Below are 21,900 nucleotides of genomic sequence, written 5' to 3'. Positions count from 1 at the left end.
AAATTGAAAATAAATTCGGTTCTGGTATCAGAAGAGTGTTGCGCTTCCGCTGCCTTTCTGCTCCGTATTAGATTGTATGTAAGCAATGACCGCGCGGATCTGGAAATAAGAAATCCCATCGCCGAGTTCTTTCTTTATATGATGGATCCCAGCCTGGCGATTATTCAGCTTTTCCTGTATAAGGGTGGTCGTTTCCGGCAGGAGGACTTCATCAATTGATATGTGACCGGTTTCAATGAATATGGTAATATGTTGTTCAACGGCCTGTAGAGAAAGATTACGGCTCTGTGCAATTTCTTCCAGAGTGCGTCCCTCTCTGAACAGTTTCAAGGTTGCTTTCTGAGCCTGCGTCAGGGTTGCTGTTGATGTCCGGTTGACGAGGTTTTCTTTCTTTGGGAGGGCCGTCTCTATTTCCCTTTTGGGTATAAGACCGGTGGTGTCAGCACCCGATATCAGGGTTTGCCAGATAGCCGCACATTTATTCATCGATCTTAGCTGGCTACTGCAGGCTTTTTCCAGGCCGCTATAGAACTGGATGATCTCCTTTGGCGCTCTCTTCATCAGCATGCCTGCGAGTTCCTGTTTCAATGGTACCACCAGTTTGGAATTTAGTTCCTCTGAAAAGTACGTCGCGGCATCTGCCAGCCTTTTAGTTCCTCCGGTCCGCTGAGCAGGTACTCCGCGCCAGAAGCCCTCAAGCGTTCTTATGAAAGTCTCCGCCACCTTATCCAGTCTCTCAAGTAAGGGCCTTATCTCAGTAGCAAATTTCAGATGATGATGATAGATCCCAAACCGAAATTTATCTACCTCCGGCTGCAGACGTTGTACATAGATGAGTAATCCGTAGAGCCTGAATGTATTACAGATGTATTGGAACACCGCGTCCTCCTTTGCCTGTTCCAGGAGGCTCTCTGGGGGAGATGCAGTTTCAATGCGGTGTGCAAATTCTACAACCTTCGGATTAGAAAACAAATTTTCCTTACTGATTGGTGTGTAAAGCACTACCCCGTCCAGCGTCCGTACGCGGCTCAGGGCCACATAAACCTGCCCCGGAGCAAATGCCCGTCCCGCATCGATAATTGCGCGGTCGAAGGTCAGCCCCTGACTTTTGTGAATCGTAATTGCCCAGGCAAGCCTCAAAGGATATTGAACAAATTCACCGATATTCACTTCATTAAACTGTCCCGCTGCTTCATTCGGCTGGTACTGGATAAATTGCCAGCGTTCCTGCACCACTTCTAAACTGTTCCCGTCCGGAAATGTCACTTCAACAGACGTGGCGCTCAGGGAAGTAACCACCCCGATCTTTCCATTGAAATACCGCCTGAAGCCACCTGAATCATTTTTAACGAACATCACCTGGGCTCCTTGTTTCAATGCGAGCTCCTGCTCAACCGGCAAGCTTTTAATATCAATGAGCCCGGTAACAGCAGCCTTGAAGACCGTCGATGCCCCTGGCAGTTTCTCAAGTTCAGCCATGTTAATCTGATCCGCTATCTTCCGGTGAGAAGTTAACCGAACATAGTGTTCTTCAGCAGCCGGCCGGAAATCCGGCAGATACTTTCGTTCGAGCAAATGAAAATCTCCTTCATCAGGAGTATTGTTCCGGATGTTATTTAACAATTTCAGAAACAGCGGGTCGGATTGCCGGAATACCTGTGTCAGTTCAATAAAAACAGGTTCAGCTTCCGCCATCACCCGGGCTTCAAAAAAGAAGGGCGACCGGTAATATTTAAGCAATCCCGCTTCCTCCTCAAAAGATGCGACAGGAGGTAACTGGTAAAGATCTCCGAAATATACCATCTGGACGCCGCCAAATGGTTCTGGTACTCCACGTATGTAGCGCAGTATATGATCAATAGCATCCAGGATATCTGCACGGAGCATGGATACCTCATCAATTATCAATATCTCCAGTTCCAGCAACAGCTTCTCCTTATCGGCAGACAAAATAAAACCATCCAGAAGCGTTCCGATAGTCTTAAAGGGAAGATTCTTGTCCATTACAGGCAGTATCGCTTCAGTAGGTAGTTTAAATAAGGAATGCAGGGTTACCCCATCTGCGTTTATCGCAGCCACTCCTGTAGGGGCTGCTACAACGATTTTTTTGCCGGTGTTTTGCCTGATTTCCCTTAGCAGGGTGGTTTTGCCCGTGCCTGCTTTTCCTGTAATGAAGAGATGTTTTTGAGTTTCATTGATAAATGAAATAACCAGTTCCTGTTTTGTCCGTCTGCCCTGATTCATTAAACACAAAATTAAACAATATCACGAAAGCATGCTGAACTGTGGAAAAGGTGTTGGGCAGAAATCCGTAAGATCATTAATTTTACGGATCATTAAGTAAAAGACAAATGACTGATCCTGATAAATACTTTTCTGCCAACAAAGCACTGTGGAACAATAAAACAGATGTTCACATGAAATCAGCATTCTATAGTCTGGATGAATTTAAAGCCGGCGGCACATCTTTAAACCCCGTGGAAGTTCGCGAATTGGGAGATGTTAACGGCAAAAAGCTTCTTCATCTTCAATGTCACTTCGGAATGGATACTCTTTCATGGGCCAGGTTAGGAGCCGTGACCACTGGTCTTGATTTTTCCGATAAGGCAATAAACGCTGCAAAGAAAATAGCATCCGAAATGGGGGTAGACTGCAGGTTCGTTTGTTGTAATGTTTATGATACCGGATTACATATTTCAGACAAGTTTGATATTGTATTCACTTCTTATGGAACCATCGGATGGTTACCTGATCTGAGTAAGTGGGCTGCAGAAATAGTGCAAAGACTTAAGCCTGGCGGGATTTTTTACATGGTGGATTTCCATCCTGTCGTATGGATGTTCGATGATGAGTTCTCTTACTTCAAATATTCCTATTTCAATACCGGGGAACCAATTGAAGAAGAAAAGACAGGTACGTATGCCGATAGAGATGCCGCTCTTAAGGATAAAGAATATGGGTGGAATCATAGTATCAGCGACATACTGAATGCTTTAATTGAAGCAGGCCTGACTATAAATTTCTTTAATGAACATGCCGAATCACCGTATGAATGCTTCAGCAACATGGTAAAAACAGGAGAAGGCGCCTACCAGATTGCCGGGATGGAAAACAAAATTCCGATGTTATATTCCATCAAGGCATCGTATGGCAGGTAAAGCAGCAGGGATACCTGTTTATTTTATCGTCAGGTGTTCAAACATTTTTTCGGCTATCAAGGTGTAGTTGTCATTAAAATGGTGATTGCCGGGAAGTATCAGGACATTAGTATCTGCTTTTTTAAATGCTTTAGTTATTGCTTCATCTTCCTCTTGCCCGAAACAGCATAAGGGATGGAATTTCCGGATCTTTTTCAGTTCATTGAGCACATTATACTGTTCATTATCGTTTCCTAAACCAAGCATGTCCGCTACATGAACTTCAAAGTCGGCTGTGACGTCGGGTGAAAGGGAAATCACCCCTGCCAGCCGGTGTTTGAGCTCGTCACTCAGACGAGACGCCACAAATGGTACTACACTGGCTCCGAAAGAATACCCCGCCAGCACAAATGATTCTTTATGATACTGCTGCATATAATGTACGACAGCACGGCTGATGTCAGAAGCTGTTTCTGCCGGAGATTGAGCATTCCAGAAGTATTTCTGGGCATCGAGACCGATCACGGTTAACTTTTTTTCTGCCAATGCTTCCGCGAGCGATTGGTCGAAACTGGTCCACCCTCCGTCTCCTGAGATCATAAACACCAGGGGGACATCACTTTTATCAGGGGAAGGAATAACCGCCAGCGGCATGTTTCCGGGCAGTTTCTCAGGACTTTCCCGCTTTAGTATTTCATTTCCACCCTCTTTAATCTGTGAAAAAGAGGGTGCATCTAAGATCTTTTTGAACGCAGCCTGAAACTGGGGCAGCCAGTCGGCCTGTTCCGAAAATCCGTGCCCAACCTTATTTAGGGTAACCAATTGAGCTTCGGGCATCCCGGACAAAAACTCTTTAGTAGCCTCATAAGGGCAAACCTGATCGGTAATACCATTCAGTGCTATGAATGGAGCTGTCAGCTTTGTGGTTCTCTCCAGGTAGAAAGTCCCCCTTTCCTTCATTTTGTGCGATTTGAGGCCGGCGCCTTCACATAATTGCTTCCATGTTTTAAGATCAGGGCAGAAACCCAGTGCGAGTGCCCCCTTGAAAGTATTGGCCGGCGCCTGCACCAGCATTCCGTATACCAGGGTTGCTCCCGAAGAATATCCGGTCAGCACCGGTTTATAATATACCGGGAAACGATACTTCTTCTGAAGCATCAGGCTAAGTTGTTCAAAATCCGCGGCCGGATAAAAACATGCGAGTTTTTTTTTATAAAGGGACTTAAGATAATAACGGATGTCAACACCCGCTACCATAGCTCCCTGTTCAGCCAGTTTTTCAGCCATTATTTTCACTCCACCATTCCAGCCTCCGTCTCCGGAAACAAAAAGAACCAGCGAAACAGGTTTTTCCCTGGGATGATAGATCTTAATGCTGGCGAACGGTCCATACTTTATTGAGTCGGTTTTTACATCAGCTTTTATGAACGAAGCCGCCATAAGCAGTATGGCGCCCAGGATATACTTCACGTTATTCATACGACGGGACTCAGGTCTGTTTAGTTTTCATTTTTAGGAAGGAACTGACAACCTGTTTTTTCGGCCATGCTTTCCAGGAGATCCATTTGCATTTCCTGCAGTTCCAGAAGCTTTTGAGTCTGGTGTATCATCAGGTGGTCCACTTTTTCATGGAGCATCCGGATTTCAAGTTCTGCTTTAAGATTAACCTTGTAATCATACTGGCTTCTTTGCCGGTCTTTCGCTTCCTGTCTGTTTTGGCTCATCATGATAACAGGAGCCTGCAGCGCAGCCAGGCATGAAAGGATCAGGTTTAACAGGATATAGGGATAAGGGTCGAACGCTTTTGTCGCAAGCATCAGAGAATTCAATGATATCCAGAGAGCCAGTATCACTGCAAACGAAATAATAAATGTCCAGCTTCCTCCAAATGCCGCAACTTTATCCGCCAGCCGCTGACCAAAGGTTGATTGTTCCGGGGAATCTTTGGCCAGGTTTTCCGCCAGGATGTCTTCACCCGCGATTGCCTGTACCACCTCCTTTTCAAGCTCTTCAAGTTCACCAGTTTCGCTTTTCAGCATCTCTTCCAGGTATTTTCCCCGGTACGTTTTAAGTGCTTCCTTACTGATCACATCGTCCTCCTTAAACAAAGGATGGTCCTTTCGAATGAAATCAGATAGGTTCTTTCTTAAAGTATTGGCAGGTATCAGCTCTTCAGGGTTAAGTTCCAGGCCTGTAACAGCACACTTTTGCTTCTGCATATTTAACTTAAACTACGTTAATGAATGAATAAATTTAACAACTCTTTTCCGGTTTTGATGAAAAAGACTTAAGGAAGGGCAGAGGTAAGACTGAGAAAATACTTTAAATAAAGCTATGCAATGAGGATCCCGTATCTTTTAAGAGAGCAGCATAGCCGATGGTTATGTAAATAGCGGTCCTCTAATCGTTTATTTCCTGAACCGGTTGCTGACTGAGCTTTGCCTGGCGGCGTTACTCGATACTAACGCCGCCTGAACCTGCCTTAAGCTGCTTCATCGGCGCTTTCATAAACTCATCCAAATAGTTGATACCTCCAGCTGTATAGCCCGCGCCATGACCCTTATTATGCAGGATCAGCAACTGTGCATTCGGCATTTTACTTTTGATCAGCCGGTTATAGGAAGGCCGGCACCAGGGATCTACATCACCGGCGGTGATCAGCGCCGGCACCAGGGAACTTATTTGTGTCCTGACCGCTTTTCCAACCGGTGGCACTTGCCAGCAATCACAGATCGGGTGATCTACATTGTTGAATACATAACCTGCCAGCCAGGGAAAACGCTTTTCCTGTTGCATTTCAGTTGCCTTATCCGCAAAGGCGATCTGCCCACTGCAGTACATAGAATAACGCATCGCCAGACTCACCGAAGTATTCCCCGCGAAATACCCGTCCAATACTTCACGCACATAGGGTTCCGCCCGGCCGCTGACTATCTCAAAGATCACAAATGGCACTGTTTTCACCAGGCCGGTATTGAGCCTGTTTATGATAACATCCAGTAATTCTTGTTTGCCGTAGTTGGTTAGCATCGAATCCTTCTTACCCTTTTCCAGATACATGATCGGAAACCTCCTGGTACCAAGTTTTGTGAAGTAACTTTGGAAGCTGACTTTCAAATTCTTGTATGCAATAGCAGAATCTGCTGCACAATTCAAAAACACCTGCTCCAACGCCTCGTTAATATTGTTTAACGCGGTTTCTTCGTAGGTGACAAAGGTTGGTAGTGGCGAATTGAGCAACAGTGTCCGAACTCCTTCAGGGTGTATCTGTGCCATTGACAGCATCATCCCACCACTGTAAGAAATCCCAACCAGGTTCAGTGAGTCAAGACCAAGGGCGAGCCGTAGGTCGTTAATGTCCTCTATGCTTTCCGCCGTGTTGTAAGCCGAGAGATCGATGCCTTGCCGAACCAGCCGCTCACGCGATTTTTTGACTGCCAGCAACACCAGGCTATCTTTGTTTCGACTCTCCCGGTAACTCTGTTTAATTGCTTCGTAAACCTCATCGGCTTCCAGATTCGGTATTGCACGTTTTGTTCCCCTCTGGTCAAAAGCTATAAATCCGCCGTACCGCAAAAAGCCCGAATGATAGCTGATACTATCGATACCGGCAGTAGTACTGTAACCCGGCCCGCCGGTCATATATAAGGAGATATTTTTGTGTGCATCCTGATCCGGACGCCTCACAAAGAAAAAAGGCAACTTTACTTTACGGCCCTCGGGCTTATTCCGATTCTCTGGCACCACCAGATAGCCCGTCTTCAGGATCAGCCGCGCGTCAGCCTTTACAAGTTGAGGATATGGCTCAATATAGACTGGGTTTTTTTGCGAAAAAGCGTGCCCTGCAGACATTATCAATGAACCAGCAACACAAAATGATAAATAAATGCGGATGAGAAAATTGCTTTTCATAGCTGCAAAATAACTACTATCATCCCCTGCATAAAGTAAAAAACGGACAATCTGTATCCGTTAAAGTACCTCACTGATCTTCCTGCCTGTAAACCTGAACACATCCTTGTAAAAATGTGCCGGATCATAGTAGCCATATATCCAGGGTTTAAAATCATTGCGGTTACCGACCATCGCCGTCAAAGCCGTTCTGGCCCGCAAAACAGAAAAGTAGCTTTTGGGTGCTACACCCACCACCCGGTTAAAGTAGCGGTTAATACTCTTCGATGAGATGAAAAGTCGTTCGGCGATTTTCGAAGTATTCAGTTGCATATCTGTGGTTGTATATTCACCAATGGCTGCGAGCACAATTCTGGAATAATAATCAGACGCAACTTTTCCCCGCATCGCTGTCAACAAAAATTTTTCCATGATAGTTATGCGGTCAATAAAAGAAACTGCTCCTTTCAGCATTGTCAGTAGCGTCTGCGGTAATATCCGGTTAAGGCTAACTACCCGGTCGCCCATAGATACCTGATTTAATCCCAGCACGGCCTCCAGTCCGCCTGGATAGAACTTGACCGTGAAAATCCGGTCACCTGGTTGATTATGCCGGGTCACTAGTCCATTGCGTAGGATCAGGATATCCTTTCCATTACCAATATTATGGTGTTTACCGCCCACATCAATCACATAGCCGCCCGTCAGGTTGATATAGAAAGTTGGCGTCCAGCTCTCAAACATTGTCACACTGGCATGCCCCCTGTCAAAATACAACTCACATTTCTCAGCTGAAGATTCTGAAAAGAACTCTATATAAGGCATCAACTCGCCGCATGGTGCGGTAAAATCGTAGATCTCCCGTATGTTCTGAAATATTTCGATCATAAAGCATTGATGTATATTTAGATGCCCGTTTAGCCGAAATGTTACGGTATGTTTATGAACCACCTTGAGCATCATATCATTATTGACACAGAAAATGCCGGCAATATATATGTTGAAAAACGAAACGATAAAGATTTAGCTGTAATCCTGGTTAGTGGAACTGAAATTCGCTTTACTCTCCTGTGAACACGTTTTAAAGATTCAACGGGGAATTGAATCTTTTGAAATCTTAGAACTTCTCTAACAGGGTTTGATTCTGAAATGTATTCAACCGAGGACAAAAGATAAAAACTCTTAAAATAAACCTTCTTTTATTAAGTTTGCCGTCATGAGAGATATGGACTTTCCCGGATTCATCGTTGTTGCCGTCACCGGATTCATCGTTTTGGTGCTGAACAGGGTATACCGGTTTGACGTACTGACCAGCGTTGCCATAGGAGGTGCAGTAGGCTTTTGCGGCGGGCTTGTATTAAAAGCCTGGAGAAAAAGAACCTGATAGTTTAAGCTTGAAGTAGCTGTTCGTTTGTTTGACTACCGTAACTGACATAGTTACGAGGAGTTAGTATTGTTATTAATGGCCTAAATTGTATAATTTATGTCCTTTTAGACTAATCCTTGATTCTGTAGATTTGGTTTATGAACCAGGATGATTTATTTATCGCAGAGGATAATCCCCAAAAACAAATAGTAATTGTCGCGATGACGGGTCATATGCTGCTTGATTTTGCCGGACCTGCCGACGTATTTAACTGTGCTAACCGGGCCCTTGAACTTCGGGGTAGGACCGATGGTTACAGGGTGCTTGTGGCGTCGCCCAATGCAAACAAGCAAGTAACCAATTCTGCCGGGATCGAAATCACCTGCACGTATTCTGTAATGGAGGTCAGCGGCCCTATTGATACACTATTGATCGCCGGAAGTAATGATGTTCAGAACCTGGACGACCCGGCTTATCAGGATTTTTATCACTGGCTTTCTGCAGTCGATCAGCATACCAGGCGGGTTGGCTCTGTGTGTGCGGGAGCATTTGCACTTGCCAAGGCCGGATTACTGAATGGAAAGAGAGCAACTACTCATTGGGACCGAAGCAGGCAGCTTCAGAAAAACTATCCGTTGATACAGGTAGATCCCAATCCGTTTTATACCCGCGACGGCAAGATTTATACTTCCGGCGGGGTATCTTCAGGGATCGACCTGGCGTTAGCCCTGGTGGAAGAGGATCATGGAAAAGAAATTGCAATGCAGGTAGCCAGAAGGCTGGTATTTTATCTCAACAGACCGGGTTTCCAGGTTCAGTTCGGAAATTTGTTGCCGGTATATGATCATCAGAACATCGCAGAAAAAATACGCTCCTGGATGATCGGGCATCTGCACGAACCGCTGGATGTTGTGCGGCTGGCAGATCATATGAACATGAGTCCGAGAAACTTCACCAGGGTATTTCACAAACAAACTGGCATACCTCCTGCAAAATACGTGGAAAAGCTGAGGGTAGAGGCCGCACGCAAATACCTGGAAGATACCGATAGTTCATTAGAAGAGATTGCTGAGAGGTGCGGATTGGGCGGACTGGTATCCATGAGGAGAACTTTCTTACGCCACTTAATGGTCACTCCATCCGACTACCGGAGGGCTTTTAGAACTTCTCTGGCGGATGTGATCACTTAATATTTTTTAATTTAAAAATTAATTTTTATGAAAATTGCAATTAATGGATTCGGCCGTATTGGCCGGATGACACTTCGCGCCCTTGAAAATAAACCGGAAGTAGAGGTTATAGCAGTCAATGATTTAACTGATATCAAGACATTGACTCATCTTTTAAAGTACGACACTGCTCATGGTCGTTATCCGGGGGAGGTTCTGGAAGATGGCGAAAACATTATTGTAAACGGAAAGAAAATACGCCTGCTCAGTGAAAAAGATCCGGCGAAACTTCCCTGGGAAGCACTGCAGATCGATGTTGTGATAGAATCTACAGGCCGGTTTACTGATAAATCTGCCGCCCAGTCGCATATCACTGCAGGTGCAAAAAAAGTGCTGATCACTGCTCCTGCAACCGGGGGGGTAAAAACTATTGTGCACGGAATAAATGACGACCTGATTGGCGGCGACGAAATCTATTCTACAGCATCCTGTACTACGGGAAGTATTGCGCCTCTGCTTTATATCCTCGACAGGGAATTTGGTGTAAAATCGGGCTATATGGTTACAGTGCATGCTTTCACTGCTGATCAGAACCTGCAGGACGCCCCTCACAGGGACTTACGCAGGGCGAGGGCTGCAACATATTCTATTATCCCAACTACAACCGGTGCAGCCAAAGCTATCGGAGATGTGCTTCCTAATCTGAAAGGCATAATGGACGGCTATTCTTACCGGGTTCCGGTGGTTGATGCATCGATTGTCGATCTTTCTGTTAACCTGAAGAAAGAAGTTTCGGCAAAGGAATTGAATGAACTGTTTAAACACTATGCCGAAAATTCGCTGAAGGGTATTTTAGAATATACAGAGGAACCCTTAGTGTCATCTGATATCCTGGGAAACACCCATTCTTCTATTGTGGACGGCAGCATGACTAAGAACATTGGCGATATGGTGAAGGTTGTTGCATGGTATGATAACGAGGTAGGAATTTCTAACCGGATTGCTGAGCTGGTGAGTATATTGTGATAGAACCTCCATGGCAAAACCAGGGCAAGGTTGATAACGTCTGATTTACAAATAAAAACGGATCCCGGCTTCAATGAAGGACCGGGATTCGTTTTGCTGTAGGCAGCAGATGGCTTACGACCTGTCGGGGTAAAAGAACAGGCGCGTATAGGTGAGCTTGCTGGTGGCATCATGCACGACAAAATAGGGCAGTACCAGGCCTTTTTCGCCTGCTTTAGGCAGGATTAAACCGGATGCGTCCAGTTTGCTCATATTTTCATCCTGGTTAAATGCCCACTGATCTGTTGTTCCGGTTTTCGTAAAGCATATACTGCCGGCCCGCACAGCGTTATAGTCGCTGAAATATTCATCCGGCACGTAATTCAGGTTGATCCAGGTCCGCGACTTCACGTTTCTGGCCAGGTACTGCCGGTGCTCAGTGCCGGTATCGTTATCCATCCTGTATAAAAAGATATCAAAGGGAGAATCGTCAGCAGTATACTGGATATAGAAAGACAGCTTGTTGGTGGCGGGGTCAGCAGTTGGCGTCTGGATCTCCAGCTCGTGGCCATCAAGGTAAACGAAATTGAAATTTGCTTTTGACCCGCTTACCGGGAGCGCTTTACTGTAAAGTACTTTTTGGGTGACCGTGTCTGTTATGGTTAACAGTCTTTCCTTTTGTGTAGTGTAGGTATAAACGGCATTTAAACCGATCAGCGAGGTGGGCTTTACAATGTCGTTTGTCCGGTTATACCGTGTGGTATCGATCGAGATCATGAGAGGACTGTCCCCAGCGTTGTACCCGCTGACGATGATGTGCATGGCTTTTTCCACATCCTGGTCTTCTTTATTACAGGCGGAGAGGGTGCTGATCAGCAAAACAGACAGCAAGGTGGTCCGGATATATTTCTTGAGTACTTTCATGGTATGTTATATTTCGAAATTTTTAGCGAACGCCATAAAGCTGGTTGGAGCCTCGCTGAATATGTATAATTTAGATGAAGCCGTAGTGGATGATGGCTTCGGAGCCGTTGATCCCGTCGGGCTCCAGGTATATCCCGTTCCCTGGGTATAAAGTTCATTGGTGCCTGCTTTGTAGATATACACCTGGAACGAGACAGCTGAGGGTTGACCGTTGTACTGTTGTCCTGTGATGGGAAATGTGGAAATGGTTACGGGTTCGGTAAACTCATTAGCCTTCACGTTCTTAATGCGGGTGATCTCTTCAAATACCTTAGGTGTAAGGTGAAATTTGCCCAATGCGATGTCTACCGGTTCGGAATAGTTGGTTTTCACCGGCCTGAACATATAGATGATCTTGATCTTACCTTGCTCAACGGGTGGCACCTGTGGAACTTTTCCTATTTCCCCGTTCATGTAAAAAAAGCTGATATCGGCACGCCCGTCCTCCTTTTTCAGTTCTTTTTCCATCACCGGTTTCCCCGTTTCTTTTTCGGTAATACTAAGTCTCATGCTCCGCTGCATACTTTGCAGCGGAAAAGCCCTGGTAATGTCGAAGCGCCCGGTGGGGATTTCCACCCGGAAGGTATCGATCATTGCTTCAAGGGGGGTATTGCCAACGTTCAGAATGCTGAACGATACGGCCAGTACATTCCGGGTATCCTGGATTTCACCGTCCTTTTTACAGGAAGACAGTGCAAGCAGACTGGTTATGAGTGCAAAAAATACTGTTGCTGTTTTCATGTTTTTGTACAAAGAGTTTAAAAATTATAGCTTACTGATAAGCTGAAAGATGTGCCTGTTCGGCGCATAAAAGTGTCCTTGTCACCTACGCGGGTCCTGGTCTTTCCGTCGGACGAGGTTTCATAATGACCTTCCTCGTAGTCCCGTGAAAAGCCTTCCTTCCATTTGTAAATATCTCCCCAGTCGAATGCTCCGGCCTCGTTGATCTGGTTAATACCCATGCCTTTCCACTTATCCTGGAGCTCGTAGGTGTCGATGCTGTTGACGTAGAAGCGGTAAGGGTCGTTGAGGATATTGCTTATATTGAACCTCGCCTGCAGCTTTTTGTCTTTCAGGAAGCGGTAGCTGAGCTGGGCATCAAGCTGATTGCGTGGCCGCTCGTACTCGACGATCTCCGGAGAAAGCCCCGTAACAAAGGTTTTATAGCCCATGTGGTTGAATGCTATGTTGCTTCCAAGGCGGCTGCCATTGTATTGAAGACCTATGTTATATACTTTAGGCACCTGTCCGTATAAGGGTCTTTTTTCTTTCTGCTGTACTTTGGTACGGTAAGAATATGTCTTACCATATTTATCGGAGTTCATGCCTTTACTGGTGAAGGTGCTGGCCTGCACTTCGGAAGTCTGCAGGGTAAGATTGCCGCTTACAAAAATATCCTCCATAAAGCGCCAGTTGTTGTTAATGAAGCCGAGGCTCTTGCGCACATCAAACTCCCAGCCGTCAACCTTCGCCCATTCGGAGTTTTGGGTGAGCAGGTATACGCGTCCGGTAGGGTCTGTCTGTGTTCGGTAAATCTCAGCCGGTTTATCGAAGTATTTGTGGAAGTAACCTGCAGATAAGACTTCGCCAGCCCTGGGATACCATTCCAGGCGAAGGTCGTAATGGTCTATCCGGGTTGACAACACTCCTTCGTTGCGGCGATAGCCTCCCACAACAGGATCGAAACGCATCATGCGTGAATTTTCGATCAGTGCGGGTCTCACGACTGACTGTGCGTAGGCTGCACGGATATTCAGGTCTTTCATTGGTGTAACTGTTAAACTGGCAGAGGGGAGATAACGCCATGTTTTCTCTTCATTCTCAGCATCGGCAAATGCTGTGACGATTTTTCCGGTTTCCGGGTCGACAAAAACTTCTCTTTCACTTCTTTCGATCAGATCGTTGGTGATTCGGTCGTTGGCGCCGTTCCTTATCCTATCGTATTTATAATATTCTGCCCGCAACCCCCAGACCAGGCGCAGCCAGTTGCTGAAGCGGTTGTCGAGCATGCCGTACACAGCCTGGTTGATGTTTTTGCCCCGGTAGCCGTTCTCTGAAAAACCGGCCGGATAGTAAAAGAGGTCGGTGAGCGGATATTTAAAATCCAGGAACTGTCCCCATTCCTGCACGGGTACACCGGCATAGACGCCGCCCAGTGTCGAGATAGGCAATATGGTCCAGTCGTAAATTCCCTCGCGCTGGAGGTATTGGTAACCTGATTTGATGATCTGTTTTTGCTTCAGCACTTCGAATTGGTAACTCAGGGCTCCCTCTGCTATTTTGTTAGTCTCAATATATTTGTATTGAGCCCGGTTGAATGTTCCGCCTCCCGGGTTGGTGGGTGAGCTGGGCGTGATAACATACTGTGAACTTCCGGCCTCTAAAGGCCTTAACCAGGCTTCCACAGCATCTTGTTCTGTGTTGGTTAACTTATTTCGGGCTATATTCCAGTCAAATCGAAAAGCTCCGAAACTGTGTTCGCCGTTTATACGGTTCTGCAGCAGGTCAATAAACTTGGGACGGTCGTAATCGCGGACCTCGGGAAACTCCAGCGGATCGGCTGTATAACCACTGATGCGCGAAAACTGGTTGCTGAACACCCGTGAATAGAAATTGCGTGAGGTGAGCTTGTGGTTTTTTGAGTTCCATCCGAAGTTGAGCAGCGCTCCCCAGGTGGTATTGAAGTTATATTGTTTGGCGGCGGTTGGCATCAGTTCTTCGCCCGTTTCGTTGTTATAGGTGACGTTGCCTAATTTTTCCCATTCCCCGCGCCCGAATTGAGCGATATCGTCTATCGACTGTTCATTGCGGTAGCTTAACGAGCCCACAAAGCCCAGGTGGTGGTTGCCCGCCTGGTAGCTGCGGCCAAGGCTGAGCTGGTAGCTTTGTCCGGGTGCCGCGGTATAGAGTCGCTCCCCGATTCGCTCCAGTCCGCCGATCCGTTTATTTTGTTCCCCGATCATAGCGGGGGTGATAGCTGTAACACCTGCCGGGGGGGTAGCGTAGGGGTTGGAGGGATTGTACTGGCCACTGGCAAATGTATTCAGGTTTTTTGGGAAATGATCCCTGCTGCCGTCGTCAAAGCCGAGGTAATCATATTTCCCGCGGCCATATCCCAGGAAATCTTTCCCGGTGCTGCCTTTAACATATTTGCTGCCGAAACTGAGTGTGGTAAAATTGTTGTCGGGCACAGCCATGGTATTGATCTGTACCAGTCCGCCCCCGAATCCAAAGCTCATATCGGGCGTGGACGTTTTGTTGACCACGACGTTGTCGATGAGGTTACTGGGGACGATGTCAAACTCAAAATCACGTACCTGGACGTCTGTACTTGGTAGGGTAGCGCCATCCATCATGGCGAGGTTATAGCGTTCGGCAATGCCTCTTACTACCACACGACGGTTGTCGTTGGTGCTGATCCCGGAGATGCGTTTGAGGGTTTCGCCAATATTTTTGTCGGGCAGTGCCGCCATCTGCTCGCGGCTTATACCATTAGTGAGGCCTGCTGCATTTTTTTGCCGTGTGTAGAGCGCTGCCGTGTTTTCCTGGCGATAGCTGGCCGTCACCGTTACCTGGCTAAGCTTGCTTGTAACGGCAATTAAAACAACGTTGAGGCTGGTTGGTTCGGCTGATCCTACCACGACTTGGGTAATCCGTTTTGTCTGAAAGGATACGTAGGTAACCTCGATAGTATACGTGCCCGGTGTTATGCTGAAACTGTAACTGCCATCTACAGCTGACCGCGTAGCCTGGCTGGTTTCCAGAACCCGCATAGTTGCCCCGGGCAGGGGTTCGCCCCGTTCATCGGTCACCTTCCCCACAATACGGCCGGGGAGGAGGGCCTGCCTGAAAACATTGTATCCCCCGTAGCTGAGCGGATCGCCGGACGGGCTTTCCTTCATAGATACAATGACGGTTTTTTCCTTGACGACGTATTTTAAAGACTGCCCTTCCAGGATGCTGGCGAGTACTTTCTCCAGTTCTGCATCCTTCACCCGGACGGTGACGGGTTTGGCTGTTTTCAGAATGGCGTTGCTGAACAGGAAGTCGTATCCGGTCTGCTCGCGGATCTTATCGAAAACTTTATCAATACGGGTGTAATTTTCTGATAAAGTGACTTTCTGGGCTTTCGCGCCGGCGCTGACCTGGATGATGGCGAAGATCATGAAAAGGGTCGTCAGCTTCATAATCAAAAGTGTTTTGTATAACGCGCGCTTCTGCCGCACTAACTTATTAGGGTAAATATTGTACATTTGTGGTTGCTTGGTATAATGCGATCTGCCTTCTACATTTCGACTTGCTGCAGGCATTTCGCGCTCCGGTAATTTTTTAATTATCAGGTATTCCAGGCTGAAGGTCATTCCGGTTAGCGCCGGTATGGCCTTTTTGCTGAATACCGAAGTGGTGATCCTGGCGTTTATTTCATCACGGTTACGCTCCTTCCTTCGATTTTAAAATGAACTGATCCTGTTTCTGTTAATACCGCCAATACCTGGCTGATATTCTTTGAGCGCGACACTGTTCCATAGTATCCTTCCTCCGGGACAGATGTGCCGTACTTTACTTCTATGTCGTACCAGCGGCTTAATTTGCGCATGATACTTTCGATGTTCTCTCCTTTAAAACGGAAGTAGCCATTCTTCCATGCCACCGCTTGCTCGGTGTCGCCTTCACTAACTGCTATTTGATCATTAATGAGTTCTGCCTGTTCTCCTGGTTTTAATACTTTTAATCCCTGTGCGTTGACCATGCTTACCTTCACTTTTCCTTCGATCAGGGTGGTCTTCATAGTGGGTTCGTCGTGATAAGCGCTGATGTTAAAATGAGTTCCCAGAACTGTAACGAGCTGCCTGCCGGTTTGTACCTTAAACGGCATAGACGCGTGATGGGCGACTTCGAAATAAGCCTCGCCGGTGAGGATGACCTGCCGGTCTTTTCCTGTGAAGCGGGTGGGGTATCGTAAAGAAGAAGAAGAATTGAGCCATACCTTCGTTCCGTCGGCAAGATCGACACGGAATTGTCCGCCTTTGGGAGTTTCGGTGGTATTATATTCTGCCTGGCTGCGGTTGTTTGGTGCAAGTACGGAGTATACCAGCTCACCCTGCTGAATTTTCCGGATACTGATACCGTCCTGCCTTGCGAGCTCGCCGTTGCCGGCGTCTGTGAGGATGATTTTTTTCCCGTTTGCCAGTGTCAGCATTGCCTGGTTGCGGCCGGGTTTTATGTCAGCGGTCTGCGACTTTTCCGGTTTGCCACTGAGATCAGGATATCTGTTGTAATATATGATAGCCGCCGCCGAAACAAACAGGACGAAGGATGCCGCAATGGCGATAAAATCATTTCTTTTAAAAAGTGGGCGCTGCCGGGGTAGCCTGCTATGGATTTCATGCCCGATTTCTTCATAGGGCTCCGCTTGCATGTGCTCAAATCTTTTTTGGGTCACCCGGTTGGATAGCTGTTCAAACAGCGTCCGTTCCTGAGGTGTCGCTGTGCCATCCAGGTACTTATCGAGTAGTTCACGGGCTTCTTGTTTCGTCATGATTTATAAACCGGCTTTACGGGCCGTTTATATTAAGAGGCTCGGCATGGCAGGATGTCAACAGGAAAAATGATTTTTTTTAGAAATACCAAAAAATTGCTGCGAGAGACAGGAGAGTGGTGAGTTTGGTCCGCAACGAGTTTACTGCCCGGTTCAGCAGGGTTCGCGAGCTGTGTTCGGTAATGCCGAGTTCGGCCGCTATCGAGCGGTGCGAAAGCTCCTCGTGTTTACTTTTGCGGTAGACGGCCTGCATAGTAGGGGGCAGGTTTTCTAAAGCATGGTCGATGATGGTGCAGAGTTCCCTGAAATTACAATTGTCATCGGTGCTGCTTGCCTCTTCACTGAAACTTTGTGCAAGCTCTGTTACATATTCATTAGCACGCGAGCTTTTGTAGATCATTCTTAAGGCCTGATGACGGGTAGCCGTTAATAAATAGGCTTTTAAACCAGTGTTGATCTGCAGATGCGGACTGCGGTTCCACAAGGTGGTGAAGATGTCCTGCACCACATCCGAGGCTTCGTCTGAATCTTTCAGAATAGACCTGGCATAGATATACAACGATTTCCAATGCCTGTTGTAGATCTCGCTAAATGCACCATGATCCCCGTTGGCTAGTTGTACAGCCAGTTCCATATCTGTCATTTTACTATAGTGGAGCATCTTTCTGTCACTAAATGGAGGCATGTTGATAGTTTCCTGTTGCCCGGATAAACTGTGGGTAAAGTTAACAGCCCAACTATATGAGGAGATGATGAAAACGTTAAGGAAATATTAAGAAGCATGGCTCGTGATGCCTCTATAAGGAAATCCCCGGAATAATGGCTGTGATATTGCCATTATTCCGGGGATTCTTGTCTGAGAAAATATAAGCCGAAGCTGCGGCAGCACCCGGCTCTTTGGTGTGCTAATCGCGTTTTAAAACTTCCCGCACTTCAATGCTTCCACCGATCTTAAAGATCGGGTTCCCTTTTGCCATTTCAAGTGCTTCGTCGATATCGACGGCCTTAACAACTACGTATCCACTGATAAAATCTTTTATTTCGATGCAGGGACCATCGGTCACAACTTCCTTCGATCTTAATGTTTTGGCACTTCCGGCACCGGGCAAAAGGGTGCTCCCCTTGTCGGCAAGTTTGTTTTGTGCGGCAATTCCTGCCAGCCAGTTAATGCGCTCCTGCATTTGTTCCGGAGACGGTTTAAAATCGGCTATGTTTTGCAGCCTGAAAATCAATGCGAATTCTTTCATGAGTTTACAATTTATTTATCCCCATGACGATTCGGTTTTTAAAACGGGGACACGCGCTTAAATTTATTTTGGTGCCTGTTGCTTCAGCCGGTTAAACGGAATTTTCCAATATTGCTGCATGGGGATACTTTCGTCCGATCTGAAGTGTTTGTTTTTACCGCTCAAGAGCAATGCCGTTAATAGATAGCTCTTTACAATCGAATGAAATAGCTGTTGATGCGTAACTGTCGGTATATGACATGGTGGAATACTGATCAGAATAGCTGTAGAGGGCAGCCTGCTTAAAGGCTATGGTACGGGTCGGTTTTTTTCCATAGGCATCCGTGATGGTAATGGTGCCGTCGAAACGGTTTTGCTTTCCTGCCAGTACTTTAAGAAGTTCATCGCTGATGCTTTTAGCATCCATATTAATATAATATTGTCCCTGGGTAGCGGACGCAGTCTGTAACGGTTTTTTAGTCGTATCCTTTGCCGCAGCAGACATAGGTGACGTGTCGTAATAACGGGAGAGGGACGTGGCTACAGAGTTAAGGTCTGTGATAATGCTTTTCCCTTTGAACATAATGGCCAGCTGTATCTTTGTACGGCTCTCATCAGACTGTGCATAAGTGGTTTTTCCCAGGCAAACAGACAGTGTGAATGTTAGTATCAGTGCTAATAATTTTCTCATGAATGTACTTTCAAAATTTATTCCTTTCAACAATTCCGGCCGGATGTTGTTCATTTCATGAAAAAAAAGGCCCAGGTAAATAACAAAAAAAACACCTGCCTCTTCATCATATAGAGACAGGTGCCGGATTATATATAGTTGGGATTATTGTATAAGATTCTTACAACTGAAAGGAGTAAGCTAGGCGAAGGCCGAAGAAATTGGCAGCGTCTCCTCCTTCAACAAATTTTGTATTTCCTTCAAAACGAATACCCGCATCCAAAAAGCTTTTATCGCTGAATGGCAGCTGGACTCCCACTTGCGGTGCATAGACGAAGGAAGCAGATTTTCCACTCACGAAGTCTGACTTGTTGGCAAGGAATGCAGCTCCGGCTTCTGCCTGAACATAGAACATTTTTGTGGGGAAGTATTTCAAACCTGCTTTTACAGGGATCAACTGCAGGTCGGTAACATCAATGCCTGCTTCTGACTTACCAAAGATATTATTGTAACCGGCATTAAGAGTGGCAAACAGGTCTTTTGCAACCGGGTAGTCGACCTGTAGAGATCCGCCGAAGCTCCAGTCGTGAGAATCAGACAAATTTCCAACAGGCAAACCAAATTCAGGAGCGATGCTCAGGCGTATCGCCCGGGAAGTGGCTGGCTGATCGGTTGTCTGAGCCATTACACCAAAAGATAGACCTGCTAATAGAAATGCTAATGAACTTGCTTTTATTATAACCTTTTTCATTTTTTTAAATTTTAGGGCCTGCCTGAAAAACGGCTGGCAATTAGTAAACGATATTGTTTGTGTTCGAACACGAAGCAAAATAATGCAATAAAAAAATGCGAAGAGTCATTATTGTGTAAATTGACTATTTTTATCAATTAGTCAGATGTTCAAAAGAGGCGTTTGAATTTTTAATTTGCTCAGATTTTAAAGTCCGTATTTAGTACCGGAAGGAAGATGGTAGGGGGAGAAGACCGGTACTGTAGGTTTATCGAAGATTAATGAATTACCAGATCTGATTTCGCATATAAGGAATTCGCTATATTCACTTATTTCGAAGATGCAGGTTTCGGATAAAGCTTTTTAAATGCATTATATACTGCCTGATGAATCACGGTCGAATGGAGTTCGTCTGGCATATAATCGAAACTTGCATGGATATTTCTGTTCTTGCTGAGTATTTGATAAAGCATTTCATTCTCTGCGAACATTTTCTTATCCTCATCTTTGTTCGGAACACCGATATAAACCCTTACTTTCTGCCTCAAATTTGTGTTCAGAAGTTGTTCTGCATTTTTTAACAGTGATTGTTCGCCCCACCAGAGGCTTGGACTGATGATGATATAATGGGTAAATAATTCAGGGCGTTTTAACAAGATCTCCGTATTTAAAAGCCCAGCCAGCGATTCTCCGATAAGGGTCTTGGTTTTGCATCTGCTGTAGTTTTTTTCAATGTATGGTTGTAGTTCTTTTTCCAGGAAACGGATATATTTTTCAGAGCCTCCATACTGCGGGAAGCTGGATTTTCGAAACCCTTCCTTCTCAATAAAGTCTGTATTGCTGACTGCAAATGTAAAGTCACGTCTTCTTACATTTCCCCCGATCCCCACAACAATAGAACGGGGAAATCTGGCGATCCATGGTTGCGTATCAAAACGAACAATGCCGGCAATATGCATGAAATCCTCATCTATCCCTCCGTCCAGTACATAAATGACCGGGTATGCTGTCGTATCGTTCAATTTGTAATCTTCAGGAAGATAAATATTAATAATACGGTCTTCATCTAAGATGCTTGAATGAAACAGATCGGACTTTCCGATACTTAAAACGTTGGTTTCAGTTTGAGCAACGCAAATGTTGCTGATGGAAAGAGTTATTAGAAGAAACAGCATTTTAGCACTTTTTTGCATGACCCTGTGGTTTTATGCCGGCGAATATAAGAAAAGCTCCTTTGTCCATTTACATGCGCCGACCATACTATTGGAAATGGTGTTTTCTTTTAATCCTGATTTTAGCAGGAGGGGTCTTACTGATGCGGGCAGGCGATCCCCATATTGAGAATGTAATTCAATGCCTGGGGCAATTCCTGTCAAGATTAACAGTTCCCTGTTTCCCAATTTCACTGTTTCCGTCCTTCCATTTTGATAAGATACTGCGTTGTTGCGGGCCGGTTATGGCTTTGCTTGTACCACCCTTTAAGAAGCGTCATAATTGTATGCGGGCTTCAGATGATTTTGGTAACAAATGTGGACCTGTCATATTTCGCTGTTTATCGACCTTTGTAAAACTTGCTTCAAGGCAGGTGCGATAAAATGAAACGTTATTTTTTTTATGTAATCTTATTGCTCCTGGTTTTCCAGGATCATTTATTGGCGCAGGAGGCAGCGGTGATCGATTCCGGCGAACAGAAGATGCCTCATTTTAAGGCGGGACGGGCATTCGAAGTGGAGTCTTTATTCCCCATGTTTTTTACCGGCGGCTATCACGCCGCAATAGGTTACAGATACGGCAAGATTCGTTTGAGAATAAGCATAATCAACGGGGGCAAGTGCAATGCAGAACCAGCAGGGGTGAAAAACAGCAGGGAAGCCTTTAAACGCTTTTATAAGACTTCCCCCGGAATCTTCCTTGGTTACAATGTTTGGAGAAATCTTGAAGTGTACACATTTTTGGAAATGCACACGTTTAAGATCGAACAGAAATTGACCGGGATGAGCCGGGATCTCCGGAGTGATGATTTCGGAGGTGGGCTGAGTTACCAGTTTTTCTTTGGCAGGCATCTCTACCTGCAGCCCGGGCTGCATCTCTACCTGAGGAGTGACGGGAGCGCCGACTTTAATGGAGAACGATATGATATTCCCCGGGCCGACCTTTCTCCTGTGATACGTATAGGGTGGAGAATTTGGGAAAAGAAATAAAAC

The 21,900-nt window shown here is 46.0% G+C and carries 19 protein-coding genes; 5 read left to right on the top strand and 14 right to left on the bottom strand.

Annotated features, from left to right (window positions below; translation table 11 throughout):
- Positions 1-27: 27 nt before the first annotated feature.
- On the bottom strand, positions 28-2,244 hold the full coding sequence (locus DDR33_RS11990) for a helix-turn-helix domain-containing protein (RefSeq protein ID WP_109416036.1): 2,217 nt from the start codon (positions 2,242-2,244) through the stop codon (positions 28-30).
- A 107-nt stretch (positions 2,245-2,351) separates the two neighbouring features.
- Between DDR33_RS11990 and DDR33_RS11985 the strand changes: the two genes are divergently transcribed.
- The gene (locus DDR33_RS11985; RefSeq protein WP_109416035.1) at positions 2,352-3,158 is read left to right on the top strand and encodes a class I SAM-dependent methyltransferase; all 807 of its coding nucleotides are present in this window, start codon (positions 2,352-2,354) and stop codon (positions 3,156-3,158) included.
- A gap of 18 nt (positions 3,159-3,176) precedes the next feature.
- Here the strand turns inward: DDR33_RS11985 and DDR33_RS11980 are convergent, their stop codons facing one another.
- From DDR33_RS11980 to DDR33_RS11965, 4 genes are all read right to left on the bottom strand, one after another.
- The gene (locus DDR33_RS11980; protein WP_109416034.1) at positions 3,177-4,616 is read right to left on the bottom strand and encodes an AcvB/VirJ family lysyl-phosphatidylglycerol hydrolase; all 1,440 of its coding nucleotides are present in this window, start codon (positions 4,614-4,616) and stop codon (positions 3,177-3,179) included.
- Positions 4,617-4,636: 20 nt separating this feature from the next.
- Positions 4,637-5,356 (bottom strand): DUF1003 domain-containing protein, encoded by a 720-nt coding sequence (locus DDR33_RS11975; protein ID WP_109416033.1) that lies wholly within the window; start codon positions 5,354-5,356, stop codon positions 4,637-4,639.
- A 232-nt stretch (positions 5,357-5,588) separates the two neighbouring features.
- A complete protein-coding gene (locus DDR33_RS11970; RefSeq protein ID WP_202913728.1) occupies positions 5,589-7,049 on the bottom strand; it encodes an alpha/beta fold hydrolase in 1,461 nt (486 codons plus the stop codon).
- Positions 7,050-7,109: 60 nt separating this feature from the next.
- Positions 7,110-7,916, bottom strand: coding sequence for a helix-turn-helix domain-containing protein (locus DDR33_RS11965; protein WP_109416032.1), 807 nt, complete (start codon positions 7,914-7,916; stop codon positions 7,110-7,112).
- A 328-nt stretch (positions 7,917-8,244) separates the two neighbouring features.
- Here DDR33_RS11965 and DDR33_RS25835 point away from each other — a divergent pair, with 328 nt between their 5' ends.
- From DDR33_RS25835 to gap, 3 genes are all read left to right on the top strand, one after another.
- A complete protein-coding gene (locus DDR33_RS25835) occupies positions 8,245-8,412 on the top strand; it encodes a hypothetical protein (protein ID WP_158280728.1) in 168 nt (55 codons plus the stop codon).
- Positions 8,413-8,552: 140 nt separating this feature from the next.
- A complete protein-coding gene (locus tag DDR33_RS11960; RefSeq protein ID WP_109416031.1) occupies positions 8,553-9,584 on the top strand; it encodes a GlxA family transcriptional regulator in 1,032 nt (343 codons plus the stop codon).
- Between the two features lie 27 nt (positions 9,585-9,611).
- A complete protein-coding gene (gene gap / locus DDR33_RS11955) occupies positions 9,612-10,589 on the top strand; it encodes a type I glyceraldehyde-3-phosphate dehydrogenase (protein ID WP_109416030.1) in 978 nt (325 codons plus the stop codon).
- 114 nt (positions 10,590-10,703) lie between these two features.
- Here the strand turns inward: gap and DDR33_RS11950 are convergent, their stop codons facing one another.
- From DDR33_RS11950 to DDR33_RS11910, 9 genes are all read right to left on the bottom strand, one after another.
- Positions 10,704-11,492, bottom strand: a complete 789-nt coding sequence (locus DDR33_RS11950) for a hypothetical protein (protein WP_109416029.1) — start codon at positions 11,490-11,492, stop codon at positions 10,704-10,706.
- A gap of 6 nt (positions 11,493-11,498) precedes the next feature.
- On the bottom strand, positions 11,499-12,272 hold the full coding sequence (locus DDR33_RS11945; RefSeq protein WP_109416028.1) for a hypothetical protein: 774 nt from the start codon (positions 12,270-12,272) through the stop codon (positions 11,499-11,501).
- Between the two features lie 17 nt (positions 12,273-12,289).
- Positions 12,290-15,718, bottom strand: a complete 3,429-nt coding sequence (locus tag DDR33_RS11940) for a TonB-dependent receptor domain-containing protein (RefSeq protein ID WP_109416185.1) — start codon at positions 15,716-15,718, stop codon at positions 12,290-12,292.
- A 230-nt stretch (positions 15,719-15,948) separates the two neighbouring features.
- Positions 15,949-17,070, bottom strand: coding sequence for a FecR family protein (locus tag DDR33_RS11935; protein WP_109416027.1), 1,122 nt, complete (start codon positions 17,068-17,070; stop codon positions 15,949-15,951).
- 79 nt (positions 17,071-17,149) lie between these two features.
- Positions 17,150-17,755, bottom strand: coding sequence for an RNA polymerase sigma factor (locus tag DDR33_RS11930; RefSeq protein ID WP_109416026.1), 606 nt, complete (start codon positions 17,753-17,755; stop codon positions 17,150-17,152).
- A gap of 220 nt (positions 17,756-17,975) precedes the next feature.
- Complete coding sequence (locus DDR33_RS11925; RefSeq protein ID WP_109416025.1) at positions 17,976-18,317, bottom strand: YciI family protein; 342 nt, start codon at positions 18,315-18,317, stop codon at positions 17,976-17,978.
- A gap of 154 nt (positions 18,318-18,471) precedes the next feature.
- The gene (tssD, locus tag DDR33_RS11920; RefSeq protein ID WP_158280727.1) at positions 18,472-18,987 is read right to left on the bottom strand and encodes a type VI secretion system tube protein TssD; all 516 of its coding nucleotides are present in this window, start codon (positions 18,985-18,987) and stop codon (positions 18,472-18,474) included.
- A 160-nt stretch (positions 18,988-19,147) separates the two neighbouring features.
- Complete coding sequence (locus DDR33_RS11915) at positions 19,148-19,717, bottom strand: outer membrane beta-barrel protein (protein ID WP_109416024.1); 570 nt, start codon at positions 19,715-19,717, stop codon at positions 19,148-19,150.
- 308 nt (positions 19,718-20,025) lie between these two features.
- Positions 20,026-20,889, bottom strand: a complete 864-nt coding sequence (locus DDR33_RS11910; protein ID WP_109416023.1) for an alpha/beta hydrolase — start codon at positions 20,887-20,889, stop codon at positions 20,026-20,028.
- Between the two features lie 402 nt (positions 20,890-21,291).
- Here DDR33_RS11910 and DDR33_RS11905 point away from each other — a divergent pair, with 402 nt between their 5' ends.
- Positions 21,292-21,897 (top strand): hypothetical protein, encoded by a 606-nt coding sequence (locus tag DDR33_RS11905; RefSeq protein ID WP_109416022.1) that lies wholly within the window; start codon positions 21,292-21,294, stop codon positions 21,895-21,897.
- Positions 21,898-21,900: the final 3 nt, after the last annotated feature.

Source organism: Pararcticibacter amylolyticus (assembly GCF_003130405.1).
Taxonomy (GTDB): Bacteria; Bacteroidota; Bacteroidia; order Sphingobacteriales; family Sphingobacteriaceae; genus Arcticibacter; species Arcticibacter amylolyticus.
Note: the sequence above shows the minus strand (reverse complement) of the source record. Positions and strands in the feature narration are given on the sequence as shown.